This window comes from Mycobacterium sp. IDUB_5, assembly GCF_055419565.1.
The window spans coordinates 411,027-433,060 of sequence record NZ_JBVAXX010000006.1; the positions used below are offsets into that span (position 1 = coordinate 411,027).

General features: G+C 68.0%; 27 protein-coding genes. 16 read left to right on the forward strand and 11 right to left on the reverse strand.

What is annotated here, in order from left to right; translation table 11 throughout:
* Nucleotides 1-58 precede the first annotated feature (58 nt).
* The gene (locus ACZY1G_RS21990) at nt 59-2,263 is read right to left on the reverse strand and encodes a SulP family inorganic anion transporter (protein WP_463823601.1); all 2,205 of its coding nucleotides are present in this window, start codon (nt 2,261-2,263) and stop codon (nt 59-61) included.
* A gap of 86 nt (nt 2,264-2,349) precedes the next feature.
* On the opposite strand from ACZY1G_RS21990, the gene ACZY1G_RS21995 reads away from it, so the two are divergent.
* Nucleotides 2,350-5,001 (forward strand): FtsK/SpoIIIE family DNA translocase, encoded by a 2,652-nt coding sequence (locus ACZY1G_RS21995; RefSeq protein WP_463823602.1) that lies wholly within the window; start codon nt 2,350-2,352, stop codon nt 4,999-5,001.
* Between the two features lie 82 nt (nt 5,002-5,083).
* On the opposite strand, the gene ACZY1G_RS22000 is transcribed toward ACZY1G_RS21995, so the two are convergent.
* Nucleotides 5,084-5,593, reverse strand: a complete 510-nt coding sequence (locus ACZY1G_RS22000) for an amino-acid N-acetyltransferase (RefSeq protein WP_463816760.1) — start codon at nt 5,591-5,593, stop codon at nt 5,084-5,086.
* Between the two features lie 42 nt (nt 5,594-5,635).
* Here ACZY1G_RS22000 and pgsA point away from each other — a divergent pair, with 42 nt between their 5' ends.
* The 5 genes from pgsA to pspM all read left to right on the forward strand — a co-directional run bounded on the left by pgsA (nt 5,636) and on the right by pspM (nt 8,948).
* Nucleotides 5,636-6,232, forward strand: coding sequence for a CDP-diacylglycerol--glycerol-3-phosphate 3-phosphatidyltransferase (gene pgsA / locus ACZY1G_RS22005; RefSeq protein WP_463816759.1), 597 nt, complete (start codon nt 5,636-5,638; stop codon nt 6,230-6,232).
* Nucleotides 6,210-6,728, forward strand: coding sequence for a CinA family protein (locus ACZY1G_RS22010; protein WP_463823603.1), 519 nt, complete (start codon nt 6,210-6,212; stop codon nt 6,726-6,728). The genes pgsA and ACZY1G_RS22010 overlap by 23 nt, the downstream gene beginning before the upstream one ends.
* A 122-nt stretch (nt 6,729-6,850) precedes the next feature.
* Nucleotides 6,851-7,171: a transcriptional regulator ClgR gene (gene clgR, locus ACZY1G_RS22015; RefSeq protein WP_463816757.1), complete on the forward strand. Its 321-nt coding sequence runs from the start codon at nt 6,851-6,853 to the stop codon at nt 7,169-7,171.
* A gap of 121 nt (nt 7,172-7,292) precedes the next feature.
* On the forward strand, nt 7,293-8,114 hold the full coding sequence (pspA, locus tag ACZY1G_RS22020) for a phage shock protein PspA (RefSeq protein WP_463816756.1): 822 nt from the start codon (nt 7,293-7,295) through the stop codon (nt 8,112-8,114).
* Between the two features lie 18 nt (nt 8,115-8,132).
* Nucleotides 8,133-8,948 carry a phage shock envelope stress response protein PspM gene (gene pspM, locus ACZY1G_RS22025; RefSeq protein ID WP_463823604.1) on the forward strand — a complete coding sequence of 272 codons (816 nt, stop codon included), beginning with the start codon at nt 8,133-8,135 and terminating at the stop codon, nt 8,946-8,948.
* A 4-nt stretch (nt 8,949-8,952) separates the two neighbouring features.
* On the opposite strand, the gene ACZY1G_RS22030 is transcribed toward pspM, so the two are convergent.
* Complete coding sequence (locus ACZY1G_RS22030) at nt 8,953-9,399, reverse strand: limonene-1,2-epoxide hydrolase family protein (RefSeq protein ID WP_463823605.1); 447 nt, start codon at nt 9,397-9,399, stop codon at nt 8,953-8,955.
* Nucleotides 9,400-9,442: 43 nt separating this feature from the next.
* Here ACZY1G_RS22030 and ACZY1G_RS22035 point away from each other — a divergent pair, with 43 nt between their 5' ends.
* Together ACZY1G_RS22035 and ACZY1G_RS22040 are read left to right on the forward strand one after the other, a co-directional pair.
* Nucleotides 9,443-10,615, forward strand: a complete 1,173-nt coding sequence (locus tag ACZY1G_RS22035; RefSeq protein WP_463823606.1) for a glycosyltransferase — start codon at nt 9,443-9,445, stop codon at nt 10,613-10,615.
* A gap of 9 nt (nt 10,616-10,624) precedes the next feature.
* Nucleotides 10,625-10,819, forward strand: coding sequence for a DUF3046 domain-containing protein (locus tag ACZY1G_RS22040; RefSeq protein ID WP_335331611.1), 195 nt, complete (start codon nt 10,625-10,627; stop codon nt 10,817-10,819).
* A gap of 22 nt (nt 10,820-10,841) precedes the next feature.
* Here ACZY1G_RS22040 and ACZY1G_RS22045 read toward each other — a convergent pair whose 3' ends face one another.
* The gene (locus ACZY1G_RS22045; protein WP_463823607.1) at nt 10,842-11,732 is read right to left on the reverse strand and encodes an alpha/beta hydrolase; all 891 of its coding nucleotides are present in this window, start codon (nt 11,730-11,732) and stop codon (nt 10,842-10,844) included.
* A gap of 171 nt (nt 11,733-11,903) precedes the next feature.
* On the opposite strand from ACZY1G_RS22045, the gene recA reads away from it, so the two are divergent.
* Both recA and recX read left to right on the forward strand, forming a co-directional pair.
* A complete protein-coding gene (recA, locus tag ACZY1G_RS22050; protein WP_463816751.1) occupies nt 11,904-12,947 on the forward strand; it encodes a recombinase RecA in 1,044 nt (347 codons plus the stop codon).
* Nucleotides 12,913-13,443: a recombination regulator RecX gene (gene recX, locus ACZY1G_RS22055; RefSeq protein WP_463816750.1), complete on the forward strand. Its 531-nt coding sequence runs from the start codon at nt 12,913-12,915 to the stop codon at nt 13,441-13,443. The genes recA and recX overlap by 35 nt, the downstream gene beginning before the upstream one ends.
* A gap of 9 nt (nt 13,444-13,452) precedes the next feature.
* On the opposite strand, the gene ACZY1G_RS22060 is transcribed toward recX, so the two are convergent.
* Nucleotides 13,453-14,487, reverse strand: coding sequence for a GlxA family transcriptional regulator (locus ACZY1G_RS22060; protein WP_463816749.1), 1,035 nt, complete (start codon nt 14,485-14,487; stop codon nt 13,453-13,455).
* Between the two features lie 378 nt (nt 14,488-14,865).
* On the opposite strand from ACZY1G_RS22060, the gene ACZY1G_RS22065 reads away from it, so the two are divergent.
* The 6 genes from ACZY1G_RS22065 to ACZY1G_RS22090 are packed head-to-tail and all read left to right on the forward strand — an operon-like array spanning nt 14,866 to nt 18,051.
* Nucleotides 14,866-15,399 (forward strand): DUF1097 domain-containing protein, encoded by a 534-nt coding sequence (locus tag ACZY1G_RS22065; protein WP_463823608.1) that lies wholly within the window; start codon nt 14,866-14,868, stop codon nt 15,397-15,399.
* Nucleotides 15,399-16,133, forward strand: a complete 735-nt coding sequence (gene nthB, locus ACZY1G_RS22070) for a nitrile hydratase subunit beta (RefSeq protein ID WP_463823609.1) — start codon at nt 15,399-15,401, stop codon at nt 16,131-16,133. The genes ACZY1G_RS22065 and nthB overlap by 1 nt, the downstream gene beginning before the upstream one ends.
* The gene (gene nthA, locus ACZY1G_RS22075; protein WP_463823610.1) at nt 16,130-16,750 is read left to right on the forward strand and encodes a nitrile hydratase subunit alpha; all 621 of its coding nucleotides are present in this window, start codon (nt 16,130-16,132) and stop codon (nt 16,748-16,750) included. Before nthB ends, nthA begins: the two co-directional genes overlap by 4 nt.
* Nucleotides 16,747-17,052: a nitrile hydratase accessory protein gene (locus ACZY1G_RS22080; protein ID WP_463816745.1), complete on the forward strand. Its 306-nt coding sequence runs from the start codon at nt 16,747-16,749 to the stop codon at nt 17,050-17,052. Before nthA ends, ACZY1G_RS22080 begins: the two co-directional genes overlap by 4 nt.
* A gap of 13 nt (nt 17,053-17,065) precedes the next feature.
* The gene (locus ACZY1G_RS22085) at nt 17,066-17,284 is read left to right on the forward strand and encodes a CbtB domain-containing protein (RefSeq protein WP_463816743.1); all 219 of its coding nucleotides are present in this window, start codon (nt 17,066-17,068) and stop codon (nt 17,282-17,284) included.
* Nucleotides 17,275-18,051, forward strand: a complete 777-nt coding sequence (locus ACZY1G_RS22090) for a CbtA family protein (RefSeq protein WP_463816742.1) — start codon at nt 17,275-17,277, stop codon at nt 18,049-18,051. Before ACZY1G_RS22085 ends, ACZY1G_RS22090 begins: the two co-directional genes overlap by 10 nt.
* Here the strand turns inward: ACZY1G_RS22090 and ACZY1G_RS22095 are convergent.
* From ACZY1G_RS22095 to ACZY1G_RS22120, 6 genes are all read right to left on the reverse strand, one after another.
* Entirely contained in the window at nt 18,038-18,316 is a 279-nt protein-coding gene (locus ACZY1G_RS22095; RefSeq protein ID WP_463823611.1) for a hypothetical protein, read from the reverse strand. The genes ACZY1G_RS22090 and ACZY1G_RS22095 overlap by 14 nt on opposite strands.
* Nucleotides 18,313-18,714, reverse strand: a complete 402-nt coding sequence (locus ACZY1G_RS22100; RefSeq protein WP_111511110.1) for a DUF1622 domain-containing protein — start codon at nt 18,712-18,714, stop codon at nt 18,313-18,315. The genes ACZY1G_RS22095 and ACZY1G_RS22100 overlap by 4 nt, the downstream gene beginning before the upstream one ends.
* The gene (locus ACZY1G_RS22105; RefSeq protein ID WP_463823612.1) at nt 18,711-19,589 is read right to left on the reverse strand and encodes an amino acid ABC transporter permease; all 879 of its coding nucleotides are present in this window, start codon (nt 19,587-19,589) and stop codon (nt 18,711-18,713) included. The genes ACZY1G_RS22100 and ACZY1G_RS22105 overlap by 4 nt, the downstream gene beginning before the upstream one ends.
* Nucleotides 19,590-19,680: 91 nt before the next feature.
* Nucleotides 19,681-20,361, reverse strand: coding sequence for an amino acid ABC transporter permease (locus ACZY1G_RS22110; RefSeq protein ID WP_463816739.1), 681 nt, complete (start codon nt 20,359-20,361; stop codon nt 19,681-19,683).
* 20 nt (nt 20,362-20,381) lie between these two features.
* Complete coding sequence (locus ACZY1G_RS22115; RefSeq protein ID WP_463823613.1) at nt 20,382-21,206, reverse strand: glutamate ABC transporter substrate-binding protein; 825 nt, start codon at nt 21,204-21,206, stop codon at nt 20,382-20,384.
* 21 nt (nt 21,207-21,227) lie between these two features.
* Nucleotides 21,228-21,956, reverse strand: a complete 729-nt coding sequence (locus tag ACZY1G_RS22120; RefSeq protein WP_463817178.1) for an amino acid ABC transporter ATP-binding protein — start codon at nt 21,954-21,956, stop codon at nt 21,228-21,230.
* Between the last annotated feature and the right edge of the window lie 78 nt (nt 21,957-22,034).

Genomic DNA, 22,034 nt, shown 5'->3' on the forward strand with positions numbered 1-22,034 from the left:
CTTCGAGCGTGAGTGAACAGGCCTCACCGTACTGTCTGGCGCCGACGGTGTCGTCGGGTCATGCCGGCTCGGCGGTCGCGGGCTCCGCCGTGGTGTCCATCGACCCCAACTCTGTGAACGCCTCGGCCGACACCGAGAACAGGCGGGCCGTCGAGAGATCGAGGAACAGGCCGATCACCGTGACGGTGCCGTCGGCGATGACCGGTCCGGCGACGGGATGGCTGCGTAGACGTTCCAGTTGGACGGCGACGTTGACCGCGCTGAGTGCGTCGGCCTCCTCGAATCCCGCGGCTCGGGCCGCCGCGGCCACCGGGTGACCCTCGTACAGCGCCGCCAGACTGGCATCGGCCTCCGTGAGCCACTGGCGGATCGACCCGACGCTGTCGCCGGTCAGCAGGTCGTGCATGGCCTCACAGCCCGAATGTCCGCACACGGCAATGGAGCTGACCTTGAGTGAACCGACCGCGTACTCCAGGGCAGACTCGACGGACAGACTGCCGTGGCTGACGGGCACGAGATTGCCGATGTTGCGTACGTTGAGCACTTCGCCCGGGCCGCCATCGACGATGAGGTTCGGCAGGATCCGGGCATCTGAACAGCTCAACAGCATCGAATGGGGTCGGTGTTCGCTGGCGAGCTGCCCGCGGATCAGCGGAGCGATGCCGTGCCGGAACCTGTGGATGCCGCCGGCCAATTGTGGCGGCCAGATCGATCGGAGGGCGGGAACGGTCCGACGCCCCTCGGTGCGTCGGCGCGGCGGCTCTGTGGTCGTCAGATCCATGCGGGCGGTGCCGGTTTCGGTGATCTGCACGTCGGCGCCGCTGAGGCGCTGCTGGCGAATCCACTCGCGCAGGGTCTCCACCGCGGCATGGTCGATGTAATCGACATTGAGATCGACGTGCACATCGGCCGCCGGCGGCACACTGTTCAGCGCGGCCGACAGCCGGGGGAGCGCCAGGAAGCTGCAGGAGCCGCTGATCGCGACCTGCCAGCGCGGACGCTCCCCGTCGAGAGTGTCGAGCGGGACCGCGTCGATGGTGACGCGAATGATGCGCCAGGCGGCGAAGCCGATGGCCAACGCGAGGCCGATCGCGACGCCCTCGAGCAGGTTGAGGAACACCACCGACGTCAGTGTGACGAGGTAGATCAGGAGTTCCCCGGTGCGCCGTGCGAGGTCGATGTGGGCGAGCTTGACCAGTTGGATACCGATGACGATGAGCAGCCCGGCCAGCGCGGCCAGCGGAATCATCTCGACGACGTTGACGAAGAAGACCGAGAACAACAGCAGCCAGACGCCGTGCAGGGCAGCCGACGCACGGGTCTTGGCACCCGCGCTGACGTTGGCGGTGCTGCGCACGATGACCCCGGTGACAGGCAGACCGCCGAGAAGGCCCGACGAGACGTTCGCGGTGCCCTGTCCGACCAGCTCACGGTTGAAGTCTGTGCCCGGGCCGGTGTGCATCTTGTCCACCGCGGAGGCGGAGAGCAAGCTCTCCACGCTGGCGATCAGCGCGACGGTGAGCACCGCGACGGTGACCGAAGTCCAGCTGCCTGTCGGTAGGGCCGGCAGCGCGATCGCATCGATCACGGAGCCGTCGAGCCGGATGCGGTCCACCGAGGGGAACCAGAGATAGGACACGACGGTGGCGGTCACCACGGCGACCAGCGCCCCGGGAACGGTGCGGGCGGCCTTGGGCAGGTATTTCCACCCCAGCATGAGTGCGATGACGATGAGGCCGATGGTCAAGGAGGCGACGTCGGGGGAACCCAGTTGGGCGGGCAGCTCGCTCAGGTTCTGCCAGGCGTTCGGGCGCGGACCCCCGCCGAGCAGGACGTGCACCTGCTGCAGTGCGATCGTGATACCGATGCCGGCCAGCATCGCGTGCACGACTATCGGTGCGATGGCGAGCGCGGCGCGCGCGATGCGGCTCAGGCCGAACAGGATCTGCAAGACCCCGGCGGCTGCGGTGATCGCGCAGGTGGCCTTCCACCCGAACGTCGCCACGAGCTCGGCCACCACGACGGTCAGACCGGCGGCCGGACCGCTGACCTGCAACGCGGAGCCGCCGGCCACCGCGCAGACGATGCCCCCGACGATCGCGGCGATCAGACCGGCGACCACGGGTGCGCCCGAGGCCACCGCGATGCCGATCGACAGCGGCAACGCCACCAGGAACACCACGAGCGACGCCGGGATGTCGTAGCGAAAGACGGTGTGTAACAGAGCTTTAACGTCGGATTGCGTGGCGCTTGTCGAGGTCACCGAATCCACGGTACCGACGGTTGCGGATTCCGTCGCCGCGAGATGGGGTGACAGGCGTTACGTTTGTGTGACTGCAGCTCACGGGAATGAATGAGGGCTACGGATTTCGTGGGCTCCATAGGGCGACCCGATACCAACCTGTGACCTGTGTGGCAGATGGTGTAACTGGGGCTTGTGCGACTAGGCTGAGAGTCATGGCGAGTAAGACCGCGTCCCGCGCTGGCGCCCGTTCGACCAGGTCGAAGCCCAGTTCTCGGGGCTCTGCGCGGTCATCGCGCCCGGCACCACCCAAGCGCAAGCCGGCACGCCGAGGCCCGTCGCCGGTGTCCGCTGCCGGAACCGCCGTGGGCCGGGGTGTACGCGCCGGATGGCTGATGCTCGCCAAAGGGGCGGGCGGCACCGCCCGCTCGGTCGGTCGCGCCCGAGACCTCGACCCCGGTCACCGCCGCGACGGCATCGCGCTCGGCCTGCTCGCGCTCGCGGTCGTGGTCGCTGCCAGCTCCTGGTTCGACGCGGCCCGTCCGGTCGGCGAGTGGATCGACACCTTCCTGCGGGTTCTCGTCGGCGACGCCGTCGTGCTGGTGCCCCTGGCGCTGGCGGTCCTCGGTGTCACGCTGATGCGCTCGGAGCCCGACCCCGAGTCGCGCCCCCGCTTCATCCTCGGCTCGGCGATGATCGCGCTGCCCGCACTCGGCCTGCTGCACCTGTGGTCGGGTGCGCCGCAGGACCCGGCGGCGCGCCAGCACGCGGCCGGCTTCATCGGCTTCGCGATCGGCGGCCCACTGGCCGACGGCCTGACGGCCTGGATCGCCGCGCCTCTGCTCGTGATCGGCGCGCTCTTCGGTGTTCTCCTGGTCACCGGGACCACCATCCGCGAAGTGCCCGCGACGCTGCATCACATGTTCTCCACGCGGTGGCGCGGCGAGGACGACGACGTCGACGAGGACGAGGAGTGGTACGACGACTCCGACGAGATCGACGACGTCGCTGAATCCCGACGGGCCGGCGTGGCCGACGACTTCTCCGACGGCTACTACGACGCCGACGTGTCCGTCGACGAGGAGGCCTGGCCGACGTCTCCGTCGTCGTCGTCGACCCAGCCGACCGTGCCGCTGACCAGGCCCGCGGGCACCCCGATGGACAATTACCCGCTCGACGAGGACGTGGCCGACCCGCCGCCTCCGGCGAAGACCCGCAAGAAGCAGCGCGCAGAGCCCGCGCTGAGCCTGGACCGCGTGGTCGACGGGCCCTATGCGCTGCCCTCGCTGGACCTGCTCATCGCCGGCGACCCGCCCAAGCGGCTGACCGCGGCGAACCAGCACATGACCGATGCGATCACCTCGGTGCTGGAGCAGTTCAAGGTCGACGCCGCGGTGACCGGTTGCACGCGCGGCCCGACGGTGACCCGCTACGAGGTCGAACTCGGGCCGGGTGTGAAGGTCGAGAAGATCACCGCGCTGCACCGCAACATCGCCTACGCCGTGGCCACCGAGAGTGTGCGCATGCTCGCGCCGATCCCCGGCAAGTCTGCCGTCGGCATCGAGGTGCCCAACACCGACCGTGAAATGGTGCGCCTGGCTGACGTGCTCACCGATCCGGTGGTGCGCTCGGATCACCACCCGCTGGTGATCGGCCTCGGCAAGGACATCGAGGGCGAGATGATCTCGGCCAACCTGGCCAAGATGCCGCACCTGCTGGTCGCGGGCTCCACCGGGTCCGGCAAGTCGAGCTTCGTCAACTCCATGCTGGTGTCGCTGCTCGCGCGGGCCACCCCCGACGAGGTCAGGATGATCCTGATCGACCCGAAGATGGTGGAACTGACGCCGTACGAGGGCATCCCGCACCTGATCACGCCGATCATCACCGAACCCAAGAAGGCTGCCGCCGCGCTGGCCTGGCTGGTCGAGGAGATGGAACAGCGCTACCAGGACATGCAGGCCTCCCGGGTGCGTCACATCGACGTGTTCAACGACAAGGTCCGCTCCGGGGAGATCACCGCCCCGCTCGGTAGCAATCGCGAATACAAGCCCTACCCCTACATCCTCGCGATCGTCGACGAGCTCGCCGATCTGATGATGACCGCGCCCCGCGACGTCGAGGACGCGATCGTGCGGATCACCCAGAAGGCCCGCGCTGCCGGCATCCATCTCGTTCTGGCCACCCAGCGGCCGTCCGTCGACGTCGTCACCGGTCTGATCAAGACCAACGTGCCGTCGCGGCTCGCGTTCGCCACGTCGTCGCTGACCGACAGTCGCGTCATCCTGGACCAGCCCGGCGCCGAGAAGCTGATCGGTATGGGCGACGGGCTCTTCCTGCCGATGGGCTCCAACAAGCCGATCCGACTGCAGGGCGCGTTCATCACCGACGAGGAGATCTCGGGCGTCGTCAACGCCACCAAGGATCAGGCCGAGCCGGAGTTCATCGAGGGTGTCACCGCGGTGAAGGCCGGCGAGCGCAAGGACGTCGACCCCGACATCGGCGACGACATGGACGTGTTCCTGCAGGCGGTCGAACTCGTGGTGTCGTCGCAGTTCGGCTCCACCTCGATGCTGCAGCGCAAACTGCGAGTCGGCTTCGCCAAGGCGGGCCGGCTCATGGACCTGATGGAAACGCGCGGGATCGTCGGGCCCTCCGAAGGATCCAAGGCGCGCGAGGTTCTGGTCAAGCCCGACGAACTGGCGGGCACACTGGCCCTGATCCGTGGGGGCAGTGACGCCGTCGGCGGGGACGCGGACTGAGTCCGGCCGCGGCGAGATCGACGAAAAGGCGCGTTTGTCTCGCACTTTCGCGCCCAAACGTCGGTTTGGGCGCGAAGGGGGGTCAGAGCGTCAGCAGCATGCGGGTGTTGCCGAGGATGTTGGGCTTGACGTAGCTGAGGTCCAGGAACTCAGCCACACCTGTGTCGTAGGACCGGCACATCTCTTCGTAGACCTCCGCGGTCACCGGCGTGCCCTCTATCTCGCGGAATCCGTGCCTGCCGAAGAACTCGGTCTCGAAGGTCAGCACGAAGATCCGCTGCAGCCGCAACTCCGTGGCAACGGCCAGCAACTGATCGACGATCGCGTGCCCCACGCCGCGGCCCCGCACCTTCGGATGCACCGCCACCGTGCGCACCTCACCCAGATCGGACCACAGCACGTGCAGCGCACCGCACCCGATCACCTCACCCTCGGCTTCGGCCACCCAGAACTCCTGCACCGACTCGTACAGGGTCACCAGGTTCTTCTCGAGCAGGATGCGGCCCGCGTAGACGTCGACGAGAGCCTTGATGGCAGGCACGTCGGACGTCCTGGCCCGACGGACGACCACCTCACCAGGATCTGAGCTCACACGGGGAAGGGTATCGGTTCGGGCAACCAGTATTCTGTGTCGGTGCCGGGCCAACCACAGACCGATCCGGTGGTCCCGCGCGCTCGGGTGGCGAATCTGGCCAACGCGCTGACCGGTGTGCGACTGATCCTGGTCCCGGTGTTCCTGGCCTTTCTGTTCGTCGGGGACGGTCACGAAACATTCTGGCGGACAATGGCATTCACCGTGTTCACCGTGGCCGTCATCACCGACCGGCTCGACGGGGCCCTGGCTCGCAGCTACGGCATGGTGACCGAGTTCGGCACGCTAATCGACCCGCTGGCCGACAAAGCCCTCATCGGCGCAGCATTGATCGGGCTCTCGATGCTCGGCGACCTGCCGTGGTGGGTGACCGTGGTGATCCTGGCCCGTGAGCTCGGAGTGACGCTGCTGCGCCTGGTGGTGCTGCGGCACGGGGTGATCCCGGCCAGTCGCGGCGGCAAGTTGAAGACGTTGGTGCAGGCCGTCGCGATCGGGCTGTTCGTCCTGCCGCTGACCGGCGCATGGGCCACCGGTGCGTGGATCGTCATGCTCGCCGCCGTGGTGCTCACCATCCTGACCGGGGCCGACTATTTCATCTCGGCGGTGAGGGACTCTCGTGGCCGACCCGCTCGACAGTGATCCTTTCGAGAGCGACCCCCTCGACAGCGAGGACGCTCGCGCGCTGGTCGCCGATCTGACCGTGCGCGGCCAGACCGTGGCGACCGCGGAGTCGCTGACCGCCGGTCTGGTCGCGGCGACGCTCGCCGGAGTGCCCGGTGCGAGCGCGGTGCTGCGAGGCGGGCTCATCACCTACACCGTCGAGACCAAGATCGCGCTCGCCGGCGTCGCCCCCGAACTCCTCGCCGACGTCGGGCCGGTGGCCGAGCCCACCGCGCGGGCGATGGCCGTCGGCGCCCAGCAGCGCTGCGGCGCCACCTGGGGGGTGGGGCTGACCGGGGTCGCGGGCCCCCAACCGCACGGCGGCCATCCGGTCGGCACCGTGTTCGTCGGGCTCGCCGGACCCGTCGACACCGAGGTGCTCGCCCTGCACCTCGGCGGCACACGCTGGCAGATCCGCCTCGCCGCGGTGCACGCCGCCCTGCGCCGGCTGCGCATCCTCATCGAGAACCAGTGATGCCGAGAACCGATCAGCAGGAGTCCCGGGAACCATCCGGGGTCCGTCGTGCGTTGGGTCGAATAGCACGCCACCATGGTGTTGCGGGTATTGCGGCCGACTGCTGAGGTGAGGAGAGCGCGATGACGACACTGCTGCGCGAAGTGATCGGCGACGTGTTGCGGCGCGTGCGGGTCGAGCAGGGTCGGACCCTGCGTGAAGTCTCCGACACCGCACGGGTCAGCCTGGGCTACCTCTCCGAGGTGGAACGCGGCCGCAAGGAGGCCTCCAGCGAACTGCTCAGCGCCATCTGCGGAGCTCTCGACGTCCCGCTGTCGCGGGTGTTGTCCGAAGCCGGCGACGACATGGCGCTCGAAGAGGCTCGCACCGAGGTGAACACGTCGCGTATCGACGCCAGCACCAAGGTCGTCATCCCGCAGGTCGTGTCGATGGCGGTCGCCTGATCCCCACAGGGGTGTGGCGAGATGTGCAGAACCGATAAGTTGGGTACCTGCGATGACAGGCGACCCGCGTCGGTGACCCTGTTCCACTGACCCGAGACTTCGAGAAGGCGGAAACGTTCTCATGGCCAACCCGTTCAGCAAGGCGTGGAAGTACCTGATGGCGCTGTTCAGCTCCAAGGTCGACGAGTACGCCGACCCCAAGGTGCAGATCCAGCAGGCCATCGAGGAGGCGCAGCGTCAGCACCAGGCGCTGACCCAGCAGGCGGCCCAGGTGATCGGCAACCAGCGCCAGCTGGAGATGCGGCTCAACCGCCAGCTCGCCGACATCGAGAAGCTCCAGGTCAACGTGCGCCAGGCCCTCACGCTCGCCGATCAGGCCGTTGCCTCCGGGGACGCCGCCAAGGCCACCGAGTACAACAACGCGGCCGAGGCGTTCGCGGCACAGCTGGTGACCGCCGAGCAGAGCGTCGAGGACCTCAAGGGTCTGCACGATCAGGCGCTGCAGGCGGCGGGGCAGGCCAAGAAGGCCGTCGAGCAGAACGCGATGGTGTTGCAGCAGAAGATCGCCGAGCGCACGAAGCTGCTCAGCCAGCTCGAGCAGGCAAAGATGCAGGAGCAGGTCAGCGCGTCACTTCGGTCGATGAGCGAGATCGCCGCCCCCGGGTCCACCCCGAGCCTGGACGAGGTGCGCGACAAGATCGAACGCCGCTACGCCAACGCGATGGGGGCGGCGGAGCTGGCCCAGAACTCGGTACAGGGCCGCATGATGGAGGTCCAGCAGGCCAGCGTTCAGATGGCGGGCCATTCGCGGCTCGAGCAGATCCGGGCGTCCATGCGCGGTGAGCAGCTGCCCGCCGGTTCCGCCCAGGCCCCTGCGACCCCCACCCAGACCCCGGCCACCCCGGCCGCCAACCCGACACCGGAAAATCCGCTGTCGCAATAACATTCACGGGAGCATGTGGTGAGCACTCGGACCCGACGAACCGACGCCTGGCGTTCGCTGGCCCAGCACGGCATCGACACCGCCGCGGAGTGGTCGGGCACGCTCGCCGACAAGCTGAACGCTGCCGCGGACCCGCGCGCCAAGCTGCTGCGGAAACGGCGCTGGGCGCTGCGCCTCGGCGTGTTCTTCGCGCTGTCGTCGGTGTTCTGGGTGGGTGTCACCGCGTTGCTCGCCTCGTGGAACACCCCGGTGTGGGCGCTGTTCATCCCGTCGCCGATTGCCGTCGGCGCCGCGTTCCTGGCCACCCTGGCGTTCCTGCGGTACCGCTGGCTGCGCGCTGAGCCGTTGCCCCCGGCCCGCAGCGGGGCTTCGCGACGGTTGCCGCCGTGGGGTTCGGCCGCCCGGGCCCCGATGGCGGCGCTGACGTCGTCCGAACGTGGGCTCGTGTCCCTGCTCGGGGTGATGGAACGCGGTCGTCTGCTGCCCGAGGCAGAGCTGCGCGAGTTGCGCGCCGCCGCCGAGCGGACGGCGGCCACGATGTCCGCGACGGCCGCCGAGGTGGTGTCGATGGAGCGCACGGTCAGCTCGGCCCCGCAGGCGCGTCCGCACCTTGCGCCCACGATCGCGGCGTTCTCCGCACAGCTCGACCGCGGCGCCCGCCAGTACAGCGACATGGTCTCGGCGGCAGCGCAATTGGTCTCGGCCGCCAACTCGGGTTCGATGTCGAGCTCGCCGATGGTGCAGAGGCGCTACCGCGACGAGCTCACCTCGGCCACCGATCGGCTGACCGGATGGGCGCAGGCGTTCGACGAGCTGGGCCGGCTGCGGGCGTAAAAGCCTAGAAGCGGGGTCGTAGCGCCGGGATGACCAGTCCGGCGAGGGCTTTGAGCGGCGCCTTCACCATGACGTCGACGACGTCGAAGTAGTCCCGCCACAGCGTGATCTGTCCGTCGCGGATCTCGAATGCCCCGCACACCCAGAACTGCAGCCGTAGCGGGCCCATGATGATCGCGTCGGTTCGTTCGGTCAGGACGGTGCCGCCCTCTGCGGCCACGCGGTGAAAGGCCACCGCGAAGCCCACCTTGCCTTCGCCGCGCCGCAACAAGCCCATGATGCGCGCGCGTCCCCGGATGGACGGCAGCCCCACGTTCTGCCATACCAGATCCGGGGCGGCCAGCGACTCGACGGTGTCGAAGTCCTCGTCCTGTAGGGCTACCAGGAACTTCTGCACCAGCGCGGCGTTGTCGGTGATCGGCAACAGGGTGGGGCGGGCGTCGTCGGTCATACCGATCGACCCTAACGGCAGGTGCTGTGGCAGGGTAGCCCGCATGCGTGTCGCGGTGGTTGCCGGACCGGACCCCGGCCACGCGTTCCCCGCGATCGCCCTGTGTCAGCGTTTCCTCGCCGCCGGCGACGAGCCGACGCTGCTGACCGGCACCCGGTGGCTGGACACGGCGCGGGGGGAGGGGATCGACGCCGTCGAACTCGACGGGCTTCGGGTCATGGCCGGTGACGACGACTCCGACGCGGGCGCGAAGATCCACGAGCGCGCGGCGCGGATGGCGGTGCTCAACACCGACCGCATCGACGCGCTGAATCCCGATGTGGTGGTGTCGGATTCGATCACCACGTGCGGGGGCCTGGTCGCCGACCTGATCGGGGTGCCGTGGATCGAGCTGAACACCCACCCCTTGTACCGGCCGTCGACAGGCCTGCCGCCGCTGGGCAGTGGGCTGGCCCCGGGTGTGGGGCTGCGGGGCCGGGCGCGGGATGCGATGCTGCGGACGCTGAGTGCACGATCCTGGCGGGCCGGCCTGCGCCAGCGCGCCGCTGTGCGCGTCGAGATCGGACTGCCCGCCGCCGACCCGGGCCCTCTGCGCCGCCTGATCGCCACGCTGCCCGCGCTGGAGGTGCCGCGCCCCGACTGGCCCGCCGAGGCCGTCGTGGTCGGCCCCCTGCACTACGAGCCGACCACGGCGGTGCTGGACCTGCCACCCGGGGACGGACCCGTGGTGATGGTGGCGCCGTCGACGGCGAGCACCGGGGCGGTCGCGCTCGCCGATCTGGCGCTGCAGACACTGATTCCGGGGCAGGTGTTGCCCAAGGGCGCACGTGTTGCCGTGTCACAGCTGCAGGGGCCCGACGGCGAGGTGCCGCCATGGGCCGTGGTGGGACTTGGTCGTCAGGACGAGCTGCTGTCCCGGGCGGATCTGCTGGTGTGCGGGGCCGGGCACGGCATCGTGTCCAAGGCGCTGCTCGCCGGTGTGCCGATGGTTGTGGTGCCCGGCGGTGGCGACCAGTGGGAAATCGCCAATCGCCTTGTGCGCCAAGGTAGTGCAGAACTGGTCCGACCGCTGAACGCCGGAACCCTGGGCGCGGCCACCGCGACGGTACTGGGCTCGCCCCGTTACCGTGACGCCGCGCGACGCGCCGGCGCCACCGCCGGTGCGGTCGCCGACCCGATCGGAGTCTGTCACGACGCACTGCGGGCCTCCGCGTAGGTTGGCCGTGTGCGGCTGACGGAATTCCGAGAGCTGGTCGAGCGGCAGTTCGGGGCGGTGCGGGCGTCGTCGATGCTGGTGGACCACGTACTGATGACGCTGGGTGGGCGGACCGCCGCCCAGGCCATCGAGGACGGTGTCGAACCCCGCGACGTGTGGCGGGCGCTGTGCGCGGATTTCGACGTGCCGCGCGAGCAGTGGTGAGCCACCCCCTACTACACCGGGGCTACACCTGGGCGCTGGCGAACACTCTCTGCAGGAACGCGACCTGGTCGGCCTTGACCTGGGGGTCGTGATAGATGTCGAAATGGCCGTACGGATAGTGCCGTAGTTCCCCTCGGGGGGCGCGCCCAGCGGCCTTCACGGTCGGGCCGGGCGGGGTGACCTTGTCGTCGTCGCAGACGCAGATCAGCAGCGGCATGGCCAGCCGGGCGGTCGCGGAGCGGGGCCGGTAGAACGGGAACCGCAGCATCAGGCGTGCTGCCAATTCATTGCGCCACAACGAATTCGGGCCCTGGATCGCTTCCAGGCCCGGTTTGGCGTCCGGTGACGTCATCGCGGCGACCTCGCCGGGATCGCCGACCGCGGGCAGCATCACCGGCGGTGCGTTGCGCCAGGCGCGTAGTTGGTCGCGGACCGCGGCCAGCATGACCGCGGGGACGATTCGGGTGGGCACGGCGAGCATCGAGGCCACTGCATCGGTGAACGGGGCCTGGGAGATGACGGCGGCCAGTCGGGGGTCGTCGGCGGCGACCGCGAGGACGTGGCCTCCGCTGTAGGACGACCCCCAGGCCACGATGCGGTCGGGGTCGACGCCGGGGAGACTGCGCGCCCAGGCGATGACGGTGCGGTAGTCCTGCTGCTGGCCGCCGATGTCGATCAGTTGCCGCGGCTCGCCGGTGGAGGCGCCGAAGTGCCGGTAGTCGAACAGCACCACGGTGTGACCGGCGGCGCAGAACGCCTCGGCGTAGCCGGGCAGGGCGTCGTCCCGGGTGCCCGACAGGCCATGGGCCATCACGATGCATGCGGTGGGGTCCTGCGTGGGGTCCGGGGTGTAGAGATAGGCGGCGAGCTGCTCGGCACCGGCCGGGATGCGCACGTCCTGTGGGGTGGTCATGGGCGGAAACGCTAGTACGTCGGCGTGTCCGCTTGAATCGAACAGGTGTTCGTCTACTGTGGGTGGAGTTCGACCGCAGTCATCGGAACACACTTGTCGGTGGTCTCGCCTAGCGTCACGGCCAACCGACCGAGAACCGGTCAACAACGACTACTCAGAAGAGGTATCACCATGGCTCCGCAGGCACCTGATCGCGAAAAGGCCCTCGAACTCGCGCTCGCGCAGATCGACAAGAACTTCGGCAAGGGCTCGGTGATGCGGCTGGGCGACGAGGTCCGCCAGCCGATCTCGGTCATCCCGACAGGCTCCATCGCCCTGGATGTCGCGCTCGGCATCGGTGGACTGCCCCGTGGCCGCGTCGTCGAGATCTACGGCCCGGAGTCCTCCGGTAAGACCACGGTGGCCCTGCACGCCGTCGCGAATGCGCAGGCCGCCGGCGGCATCGCCGCGTTCATCGACGCCGAGCACGCACTGGACCCGGACTACGCCAAGAAGCTCGGCGTGGACACCGACGCCCTACTGGTCAGCCAGCCCGACACCGGTGAGCAGGCGCTGGAGATCGCCGACATGCTGGTGCGGTCCGGCGCCATCGACCTCATCGTCATCGACTCGGTGGCCGCCCTGGTGCCGCGCGCCGAGATCGAGGGTGAGATGGGGGACAGCCACGTCGGTCTGCAGGCCCGCCTGATGAGCCAGGCCCTGCGCAAGATGACCGGTGCGCTGAACAACTCGGGCACCACCGCGATCTTCATCAACCAGCTCCGCGAGAAGATCGGCGTGATGTTCGGCTCGCCCGAGACCACCACGGGCGGTAAGGCACTGAAGTTCTACGCCTCGGTGCGCCTGGACGTCCGCCGGATCGAGACTCTCAAAGACGGCACCGATGCGGTGGGCAACCGCACCCGGGTCAAGGTCGTGAAGAACAAGGTCTCGCCGCCGTTCAAGCAGGCCGAGTTCGACATCCTCTACGGCAAGGGCATCAGCAAGGAAGGGTCGCTCATCGACATGGGCGTCGAACACGGCTTCATCCGCAAGTCCGGCTCCTGGTTCACCTACGAGGGGGAGCAGCTGGGGCAGGGCAAGGAGAACGCCCGCAACTTCCTGCTCGAAAACGCCGACACCGCCAACGAGATCGAGAAGAAGATCAAGGAGAAGCTCGGTATCGGCGCCGTCATGACGGATGACGATGTCCTCCCCGCTCCCGTCGACTTCTGATCGTGCCGAGCAGGCGCGGGCCCTGTGCCTGCGCCTGCTCACCACACGGGCACGTACCCGTGCCGAGTTGGAGACGCAGCTGGCCAAGCGCGGCTATCCCGAGGACGTCGGTGCTGCGGTGCTCGATCGGCTCACCCAGGTCGGCCTGATCGACGACGAGGACTTCGCCGAACAGTGGGTGCGGTCACGGCGGATGCATGCGGGAAAAGGCAAGCGCGCGTTGGCTGCCGAGCTCCGTAACAAGGGCGTCGACAACGAGGTGATCAGCGCGGCGCTGTCCGGCATCGACGCGGATGCTGAACGGACCCGCGCCGAGCAGTTGGTCCGCGACCGGCTGCGTCGGGAGAAGCTCGGCGATCCGGGGGACCGGGATGCCGAGAACAAGGTGGCACGTCGCCTGGTCGGAATGCTGGCACGGCGCGGCTACAGCCAGACGATGGCACTCGAGGTCGTCACCACGGAATTGGCCAACGAACGCGAGCGTCGACGGGTCTAGCGGCTCGCGCTACAGCGGCTGCTGAATACCCGTGGTGCGAAATCGGCTGCGGTACATGCTCGGCGTGACCCCGAGAGCCCGGCGAAAAGTCCGCCGCATGGTGTCGGCGGAACCGAATCCGGCTCGGCGCGCCACTGCCTCTTGGCCGTGGTCGCCGGTGGCCAACAGGACTTTGGCCGCCTCCAGACGAGCCTGCTCGACAAAGCGCGCCGGTGTCATGCCGACGTGGACGCGGAACATGCGCACCAGATGCCGTTCGCTGACCGCGGCGCGATCGGCCAGCGCCGCGATCGAATGGTCGTCGGCCGGGTCGGTGATGATCGCGTCGAGAATGGTGCGCAGCCCGCTGGACACGGCAGGAGCGGACTCGGTCCACACGCTGAACTGAGCCTGACCGCCGGGACGCTGCAGGAAGACCACCATCCATCGCGCCACCCGCCGCGCCACGTCCGGGCCGTAGTCGCTTTCCACCAAGGCGAGTGCGAGATCGATGCCGGCGCTGATGCCGGCCCCGGTGATGAAACGCCCGTCCTGGACGAACAGGGAATCGGGGACGACCTCGACCTCCGGGTACACCCTCGCGAGGTGGCGGCAGTGCGCCCAATGAGTGGTCGCGCGGCGGCCGTCGAGCAATCCGAGCGCGGCCAGCACGAAGGCGCCGGTGCAGACCGACGCGACACGACGCGCCCGGGGCGCCAGGACATCGACCATGTCCAGCGCGGCAGGTACGTCATCGGGCGTTCGTTCCTCGGGGATGTCGTGCTCGCCAGGCGTGAAGGTGAAATCCGGCGGCACCCCGCCCGGCACGATCAACGTGTCGAACCGCGCGGGCACCTCGCTCAGCGCTCGGTGCACCTTGAGTGCAACAAACGATGTGGTCTCCACCGCAGCGCCCGTCGGGGAGGCGAGGATGACCTCGTAGTCGGCTCCGAAGTCGTTGGCGCGCGCGAAGATCTCCAACGGGGCCGCGACGTCCTGCAACGTCACCTTGTCGTACAGGGCGAACACGATCGTCTTGGGTGCCTTGGACCGTCGGGTGTGCATGGTGCGTGCCTGGGTCAGTCGCGCTGACCGCGCTGCCCTGCTGTCCTCGGCCACCGGCTGTGCCCCTTCGTCGCCCCCTGCGCGCTGATTGTGGTCGTCGTGCCGCCGCGTTCGCTCAGGACGGCAGCGAGGAATGACGCTAACGCGCAGCTGTTACAGCGGCATTGCCGATCGTCGCGGCCTGCGGTGACGCGCACGCCGACCCGGGTGATCCGCGGCGTCGGCGGTGGTGTCGACGTCCGGAACTGCGGGGATCGTGTCCGCTCCGGACGGCTGGTGACACACGAGATTTACGCACGCGAAACCTGTTGCCGTGAGGCTCTTTTTGACGGTACGCGTTCCACCCGGCACGCGGTCATCTGTGGCGAAGGTGAGCTCATGGATTCTCGAACGGCCTTGACGCTGAGCATCGGTGTCCTCGGCGGAGTCGCGGTCGCGCTGACCGCCGAGGTCATCACCGTGCCCATCTGGGTGGTGTTCCTGGCGTGGGCATCGTTCTTCTTCGTCGGCGGAGGCCCCACCGGATGGGTGCGCTCGGTCGCGTCGAACCTCACCGGCGTCGTCATCGCCTCGGCCAGCTTGTTCGCCGCGTACCTGCTCGGCGGCAGCCTGCTCGCGGTCGCGGTGGCCGTCGGCGTGGGCAGCGCGCTGATGGTCCAGGCGTCGTGGGTCGGGTTGTTGTCCACCACGCCGGCCGTCGTGGTCGGTTTCGCCTCGACCGTGTCGACCGTCGCGGGCACAGGGAACGACGTCACCGTCACCACGATCTCCCACCCCGGCCTCGTCGCGGCTGTCGCCTGCGTGCTCGGAGCGTCGTTCGGCCTTCTGTCGGAATACCTGGCGACCGCGATGACCACGAAGTCGGCCACCGCACCTGATGGAACCCCTGCCACGGAAGGAAACCCGGCCTGATGAAGCTGCAGCACTATCTCGGTGGACTGGAAGGTTTGCCGTCGCCATTGGCGCTCGAGAAACGCGTGTTCGTCGAGGAGTGGGAGAAGCGCATCTTCGGCATCCACGTCGCGATGATGGGACTGTCGAACCACCTGGGCTCCGCTGTGCCGGGCTATCCCATCGACGCGGTGCCGACCACTTTCGCCGACGAATGGACCTGGGCGGACCTGCGGACCGGGGCCGAGGGAATGAATCCCTTCGACTACTTCAAGTTCCGCTACTACGAGAAGTGGCTCGGTGGCATCACCGCGTTCTTCGTCGACAAGGGGTACGTGACCGAAGAGGAACTCGCGGCGCGCATCGCCGAGACCTCGTCGACCGCACCGGCCCCCGAGAGCCCGGAGATCGACGAGCAGGTGATCGCCTACCTGCGGTCCGGTGACACGCCGCGGCGTGACAGTGCGCACCCGGCATTCGCCGTGGGCGACACGGTGCGGATCGCCAATCCGCGCTCCGATGCGCACAGCCGACTTCCGGGATACCTGCGCGGCCGGTTCGGAACCGTGGAACGCATCTTCGAAGGCGACTACGCCTACTTCTGCCAGACCGGCGACGGCATCGGTGATCCGATGCCGATCTACATCGTCGCCTTCGATCCCGCCGAGATCTGGGGCGCCCGAGCTGAATCGGGCCCGCTGTCGTTGTACGCCGAACTGTTCGAGGCCTATCTGGAACCGATGGAGGAGTCATGACCGATCAATTCGCCTACCCGCCCGACCGGGAAGAGGCCAGCGCCAAGAAGGCTGCCGCACTGGAAGCGCTGCTGATCGAAAAGGGCGTCATCACCCCGCAGACGGTCGACAAGGTCCTCGCCTACTTCGAGACCGAGATGACCCCGCTCAACGGCAAGAAGATCGTGGTGAAAGCCTGGACCGACCCGGTGTTCGCCGAGAAGGTGGTCACCGACACCCCCGCAGCGATCGCAGAGCTCGATCTGCCCGACGGCATGGCGGGAGCGGAGGGTGAACATCTGCAGGCGGTGGCCAACACAGCTGGCGTCCACAATCTGGTGATCTGCACCCTGTGCTCGTGCTTCCCGTGGCCAGTGCTGGGTCTGCCGCCCTACTGGTACAAGGATCCGACGTTTCGGGCCCGCGCCGCCCGCGAACCGCGTGCAGTACTGGCCGAGGTGGGCGTCGACCTGCCGGCAGAGACCGAGATCAAGGTCTGGGATTCCAGCGGGCATTCGCGGTGGTTCGTGATCCCCGAAAGGCCCTCCGGCACCCAAGATTTCACCGACGGGATGCTGATGGACCTGGTCACCACAGAGTCCATGATCGGCGTGGCGCTGGCGGGGTCGGCCCGATGAAGCTGCATGACACCTGCACCACCGATCAGGCGGCGCCGCAGTTCGACCATGACTGGCAGCGCCGCGCGTTCGGTCTGGCGCTCGCCCTGTCGGAGTTCCGGCACTACCCGTGGAGTGAATTCCAGGAGACCCTGATCGCGACGATCGGGGAGTGGGAGGGCACGCCGGAATCCGAACGCGGACAGTGGGAGTACTACGACCACTGGGTGGCCACCCTGGAGAAGCTCGTCGACCGCCACGAACTGCTGACCGCCCCCGTGCACACCGACGACGGCAATCACGCTGTCGCCCACGACCACTGAAGAGAGAACGGCGATGAACCACGCGAACCCTGCCCTGGCCGTACCCCGGCTCGATGTCGACGCCCGTCGGCTCGCCACTGCCGCCCGGCTGAGCGCCATCACGCTGCTGGCGCTGATCGGCTACTACTTCCTGGGATACGACCAGGGTGCGGTGTCGGTCTTCGGGTCCGACACCCACATCCACGAGTTCCTGCACGACGCACGCCATCTCCTGGGGTTTCCGTGCCACTGACGGCATCGTCGTATGCGGTCCTGCGCTACCTGCTGCCGGGTGCGGTGGCCGGTGCGGTGACGTTCCTCGTCAGCCGGGTGATGGTCGCACCGCTGATCGACGCCGCAGTGGACGCCGAGGCGGCTCTCGAGCACGCCGCCGGCGGCGGGCATGCACACGCTGCGGAGCTGTTCACCCGGTCGGTCCAGGAGAACGTCGGCGCGGCCGTCGGCGTCATCGGCTTCGGTGTCGTCATGGGCGTCCTCTTCGCCGTTGCCCACACGGTGGTGGCCAACGCCCTCGCCGCCCGCGGTGTCGCGCCGGACCCCACCACGCTGGCGTTGCTGCTGGCCGGCGGGATGTTCGTGACGATCGCTCTCGTCCCTTCGCTCAAGTATCCGGCGAACCCGCCCGGGGTGGGACTGGACGACACTGTCGCGGAACGGACCTCGGCGTCACTGACGATGACGATCCTGTCGGTGGTGCTCGCCTGCGCCGCGGTGGCCGCAGCGGTGGCCGCCGCGCGGCGCGTGCCGGGGTGGCGGCTCACCGGCCTCGCGACGCTCGGCTACGCCGCGGTGATGTGCGTGGCAGCCGCCGTGCTGCCGAGCTTCCACGAGGTGCCGGACGGCTTTCCCGCCGAGACACTGGCCGACTTCCGGCTGTACTCCGTGCTGATCCAGGCGGTGCTCTGGGTGATCATCGGTAGCGTGTGGTCGTGGTTGGCGGCTCGCCGTCCGAACGGGCGCGAAACTCGGAGCGTCGGAATGGCTTTCAGCGCGAGCTGACCGCCGCGTCGGACACGCCGAGGTCGGCGGTCAGACTCCGGGTGACGACCCGTCGTACCGCGATGAGCGTGACGACGCCGAGGATCGCCGTCCACGACATGTCCACACTGAGACGCAGAAGGCCGGCTGCGGTGAAGAGGTCGATCATCGCACGCAGCGCGGGCAGTGGCCGGCGGAAGACGAGCAGCGACGCCACTCCGATCGCGATGCCGGCGATGGGCAGACACCACGACGCCGCGACGACGCTCGAGAGGGCGGTGCTCATGGCGGGGGCGCCGGGCGCGGCTGCTTCTGCGCCTCGATCTCCCGCTGTTCCTGCGCGATCTCGCGGTTGAGAAAGTAATTGAGCAGTGTCCGGATCGCGGCGATCGCGGCGAGCTTGCCGATCTCGGCGAACGACGGGGAGATCGCGGTGCGCAGCACGTCGGCGGCGAGCTGGAACTCCAGCCCCAGCACCAGGAAACGAGCCAGTGACAGCCGCACCGACGAGAACTGGTTGATGTCGCGGCGGCCCAGCGCGGCAACGAATTTCACGATCGCGACCAGCGCGCCGATCATGATGACGATCGCGCCGCACGCTTCGATCAATCGCACCATGGTGTCGACCAGGGTGCGCAGTGCCGATTCGGGCAGGATCTCCCAGGCCGCGAGCGTGTGGGTCACACCCCGCGACTCCGGTCACCCTGCAATTCCAAAGGCTCCGCCTCCATCGGCGCCGGACCCTTGCGGGACCGTCGCAGACGCGCCTCCAGCCGGGTGGCCAGCCACGACAGCGTGAAGTTCAGGCAGATCATCAGCAGCGCGATCACGATCAGTGCCGGTATGTAGTTGCCATAGGACGAGCCGACGTTCGTGCCTTGGCGCACCAGCTCGACGAATGTGATCTGGTATCCCAGAGCGGTGTCTTTGAGGACGACCACGACCTGGGACACCAGCACCGGCAGCATCGAGGTGACGGCCTGAGGCAGCAGGATCGACCGCATCGTCTGGCCCGACGTCAGTCCGAGCGCCGAGGCGGCTTCGGCCTGCCCTCGTGGCAGGGCGTACACACCGGCGCGGACGATCTCGGCGATCACGGCGCCGTTGTACAGCGTCAGGCCCGTGATGACGCCTGCCAGCGCCAAGTACTTCGACGCGAAGACGTCGTAGTTGGCGTAGAGGAAGTAGGCGAAGATCATCATGATCAGCACCGGCACGGCGCGGAAGAACTCGACGATGACCGAGGACAACCAGCGGATCGGGCGGTTCGTCGACAACCGGCCCACGCCCAGCAGGAAGCCCAGCACCAGCGCCAATGCGATCGACACCGCGGCGGCGGTCAGGGTGCCCTCGATACCGGGCAGGATGTAGGTCCGCCACAGATCAACGGTGAGGAATGGCTCCCACTTGGCGGAGGTCAGCTGCCCCTTGGCGTCCAACCGGGCGTAGACGACCCACGCGATCGCCGCCACCACGACCACGGTGACCGCTGATATCAACCGGTTGCGGACCCGCGCCCGCGGCCCGGGCGCGTCGAAAAGCACCGACGATCCGGTCATGAGGACTCACCACCCCTCGGCGAGCAGACGCGAACTCGCGTGTTCTGGCGGCGTGTCGCGCGAGTTCGTGTCTGCTCGCGGGGAGAGATCTTCATCGGGCCACCGCCAGTCGACGACCCAGCCAGCCGAACAGCAGGCCCAGCGGCAAGGTCAGGATCACGAAGCCCAGCGCGAAGATCGATCCCACCACCAGCACCGCCGCTGTGTTCTCGATCATCTCCTTCATCAGCAGCGCCGCCTCGGCCACTCCGATCGCCGAGGCGATCGTCGTGTTCTTGGTCAGCGCGATCAGCACCGAGCCTAGGGGAGCGATCACCGCGCGAAAGGCCTGCGGCAGCAGGATGATTCGCAGGTTCTGGGAGAATGTGAACCCGAGCGAGCGAGCGGCCTCGGCCTGCCCGAGCGGAACGGTGTTGACCCCCGACCGCACCGTCTCGCACACGAACGACGCGGTGTAGACGATGAATCCGAGGACCGCCAGACGGAACCCGCTGTCGGCGATGAACGTCGGCGACGTGCGGTCGGCCAGCGTGATGCCCAACGTCTGTGCCAGTCCGAACGAGCAGAACAGCACGATCAGCGTCAACGGCGTGTTGCGTACGACGTTGACATAGGTGGTGCCCAGCCAGTTCAGCATCGGGACCGGCGCCAGCCGCATCGCGGCCAGCACCGTGCCCAACACCAGCGCCCCGATCGCCGAGAACACCGTCAGCTGAATCGTCGTCCAGAACGCCGTGAATATCTCGGCGCGGTACTCGGTGAAGATGTCCACTGCGAAGCCGGACCTGGAGACTACTTGTCGAGCGGCGGCGGCGCGGGTGCCGTGATTCCGGCGGGCCCGAGGTTCTTGTCGAACGCCGCCTTCCACGCCCCGCTGTCTTCCATCTTCTTCAGCGCGTCGTTGATCTTGGTCTGCAGTTCGGTGTCGTCCTTCTTCAGCCCGATTCCGTAACGCTCCTCGGAGAACGGCTCACCGACGATCTTGAACGTGCCCGGGCTCTGCGCGGCGTAGCCGGCGAGGATGACCTCGTCGGTGGTGACCGCGTCCACGGCGCCGTTCTTGATCGACTCGATGCACGCCGAGTAGGTGTCGAACTGCTGCAGCTGCACCTTCGGGTACTCGTCCTTGATCTTCTGCGCCGGCGTCGAACCCGACACCGAGCACAGGATCTTGTTCTCCAGCGACGCCTTGCCGGTGATGTCGTTGTTGTCCGCCCGGACCAGCAGGCTCTGGCCGGTGATCAGGTACGGACCGGCGAACGACACCTTCTCCTTGCGTGCGTCAGTGATCGAGTACGTCGCGGCGATGAAGCTCACCTGACCGTTCTGGATCAGGTTCTCCCGCTGCGACGACGGGGATTCCTTCCACTCGATCTTGTCCGGGGCGTAGCCGAGCTCACCGGCCACGTAGGTCGCGACGTCGACGTCGAAGCCGCTCATCGTGCCGTCCGGGTTCTTCATTCCCAGGCCCGGCTGGTCGAACTTGGTGCCGATGACGATGGTGTCACCACCCCCGCCACCGCCTCCGCCGTTGCCGCCACCGCCGCACGCTGTCGCGGCGAACGGAAGGGCGACAGCCAGCGCGAGAGCGGCCACCGCGCGTGTGGAGAAACTCATGGTCAAGGGTTCCTTTCGCAATCAGTGATGCAGGATTTTGCCGAGGAAGTCTTTGGCGCGATCAGAGGTCGGATTGTCGAAGAACTGCGCCGGTTCGGCGTCCTCGACGATCGCCCCGTCGGCCATGAACACCACGCGGTGCGCTGCGCGGCGGGCGAAGCCCATCTCGTGGGTGACCACGAGCATCGTCATACCGTCGGACGCCAGGTCGGTCATCACGGAGAGGACCTCGTTGATCATCTCCGGATCGAGTGCACTGGTGGGTTCGTCGAACAGCATCACCTTCGGGCTCATCGCGAGCGACCGTGCGATCGCCACCCGCTGCTGCTGGCCGCCCGAGAGCTGCGCGGGATATTTGTCGGCCTGGTTGGCCACCCCGACCCGTTCGAGCAGCGTCATCGCCGCCGCGCGCGCATCGCCCTTGCCCTTCTTGCGCACCTTGACCGGCGCCAGCATGACGTTCTCGACGATCGTCTTGTGGGCGAACAGGTTGAACGACTGGAACACCATGCCGACGTCGCTGCGCAGCTGAGCGAGCTTGCGGCCCTCCGCGGGCAGTGTCTGCCCGTCGATCGTGATCGTGCCCGAATCGATGGTCTCGAGTCGATTGATGGTGCGGCACAACGTCGATTTTCCAGAGCCCGACGGGCCGATCACCACGATGACCTCACCCTTGCCGACATCGAGGTTGATGTCCTGGAGGACATGCAGGGAGCCGAAGTGCTTGTTGACCGCCTTCATCGAGATCATCGGCACGTCAGGGGACTCCCTGGGGCTCTCCATGGGTGGTGACCTTACCCAGGGAACGCACAGATGGCCCCGCAACTT

What these genes read in the sequence shown, in the direction of transcription:
- ACZY1G_RS22115 (WP_463823613.1), bottom strand. Translation starts at nt 21,206, where the DNA reads ATGAGTTTCTCCACACGCGCGGTGGCCGCTCTCGCGCTGGCTGTCGCC.
- ACZY1G_RS22120 (WP_463817178.1), bottom strand. Translation starts at nt 21,956, where the DNA reads ATGATCTCGATGAAGGCGGTCAACAAGCACTTCGGCTCCCTGCATGTC.
- ACZY1G_RS22060 (WP_463816749.1), bottom strand. Translation starts at nt 14,487, where the DNA reads ATGCACACCCGACGGTCCAAGGCACCCAAGACGATCGTGTTCGCCCTG.
- ACZY1G_RS22065 (WP_463823608.1), top strand. Translation starts at nt 14,866, where the DNA reads ATGGATTCTCGAACGGCCTTGACGCTGAGCATCGGTGTCCTCGGCGGA.
- ACZY1G_RS22095 (WP_463823611.1), bottom strand. Translation starts at nt 18,316, where the DNA reads ATGAGCACCGCCCTCTCGAGCGTCGTCGCGGCGTCGTGGTGTCTGCCC.
- nthB (WP_463823609.1), top strand. Translation starts at nt 15,399, where the DNA reads ATGAAGCTGCAGCACTATCTCGGTGGACTGGAAGGTTTGCCGTCGCCA.
- ACZY1G_RS22105 (WP_463823612.1), bottom strand. Translation starts at nt 19,589, where the DNA reads ATGACCGGATCGTCGGTGCTTTTCGACGCGCCCGGGCCGCGGGCGCGG.
- clgR (WP_463816757.1), top strand. Translation starts at nt 6,851, where the DNA reads ATGACGACACTGCTGCGCGAAGTGATCGGCGACGTGTTGCGGCGCGTG.
- ACZY1G_RS22030 (WP_463823605.1), bottom strand. Translation starts at nt 9,399, where the DNA reads ATGACCGACGACGCCCGCCCCACCCTGTTGCCGATCACCGACAACGCC.
- pspA (WP_463816756.1), top strand. Translation starts at nt 7,293, where the DNA reads ATGGCCAACCCGTTCAGCAAGGCGTGGAAGTACCTGATGGCGCTGTTC.
- recA (WP_463816751.1), top strand. Translation starts at nt 11,904, where the DNA reads ATGGCTCCGCAGGCACCTGATCGCGAAAAGGCCCTCGAACTCGCGCTC.
- ACZY1G_RS22035 (WP_463823606.1), top strand. Translation starts at nt 9,443, where the DNA reads ATGCGTGTCGCGGTGGTTGCCGGACCGGACCCCGGCCACGCGTTCCCC.
- ACZY1G_RS22080 (WP_463816745.1), top strand. Translation starts at nt 16,747, where the DNA reads ATGAAGCTGCATGACACCTGCACCACCGATCAGGCGGCGCCGCAGTTC.
- ACZY1G_RS21995 (WP_463823602.1), top strand. Translation starts at nt 2,350, where the DNA reads ATGAATGAGGGCTACGGATTTCGTGGGCTCCATAGGGCGACCCGATAC.
- nthA (WP_463823610.1), top strand. Translation starts at nt 16,130, where the DNA reads ATGACCGATCAATTCGCCTACCCGCCCGACCGGGAAGAGGCCAGCGCC.
- ACZY1G_RS22085 (WP_463816743.1), top strand. Translation starts at nt 17,066, where the DNA reads ATGAACCACGCGAACCCTGCCCTGGCCGTACCCCGGCTCGATGTCGAC.
- ACZY1G_RS22045 (WP_463823607.1), bottom strand. Translation starts at nt 11,732, where the DNA reads ATGACCACCCCACAGGACGTGCGCATCCCGGCCGGTGCCGAGCAGCTC.
- recX (WP_463816750.1), top strand. Translation starts at nt 12,913, where the DNA reads ATGACGATGTCCTCCCCGCTCCCGTCGACTTCTGATCGTGCCGAGCAG.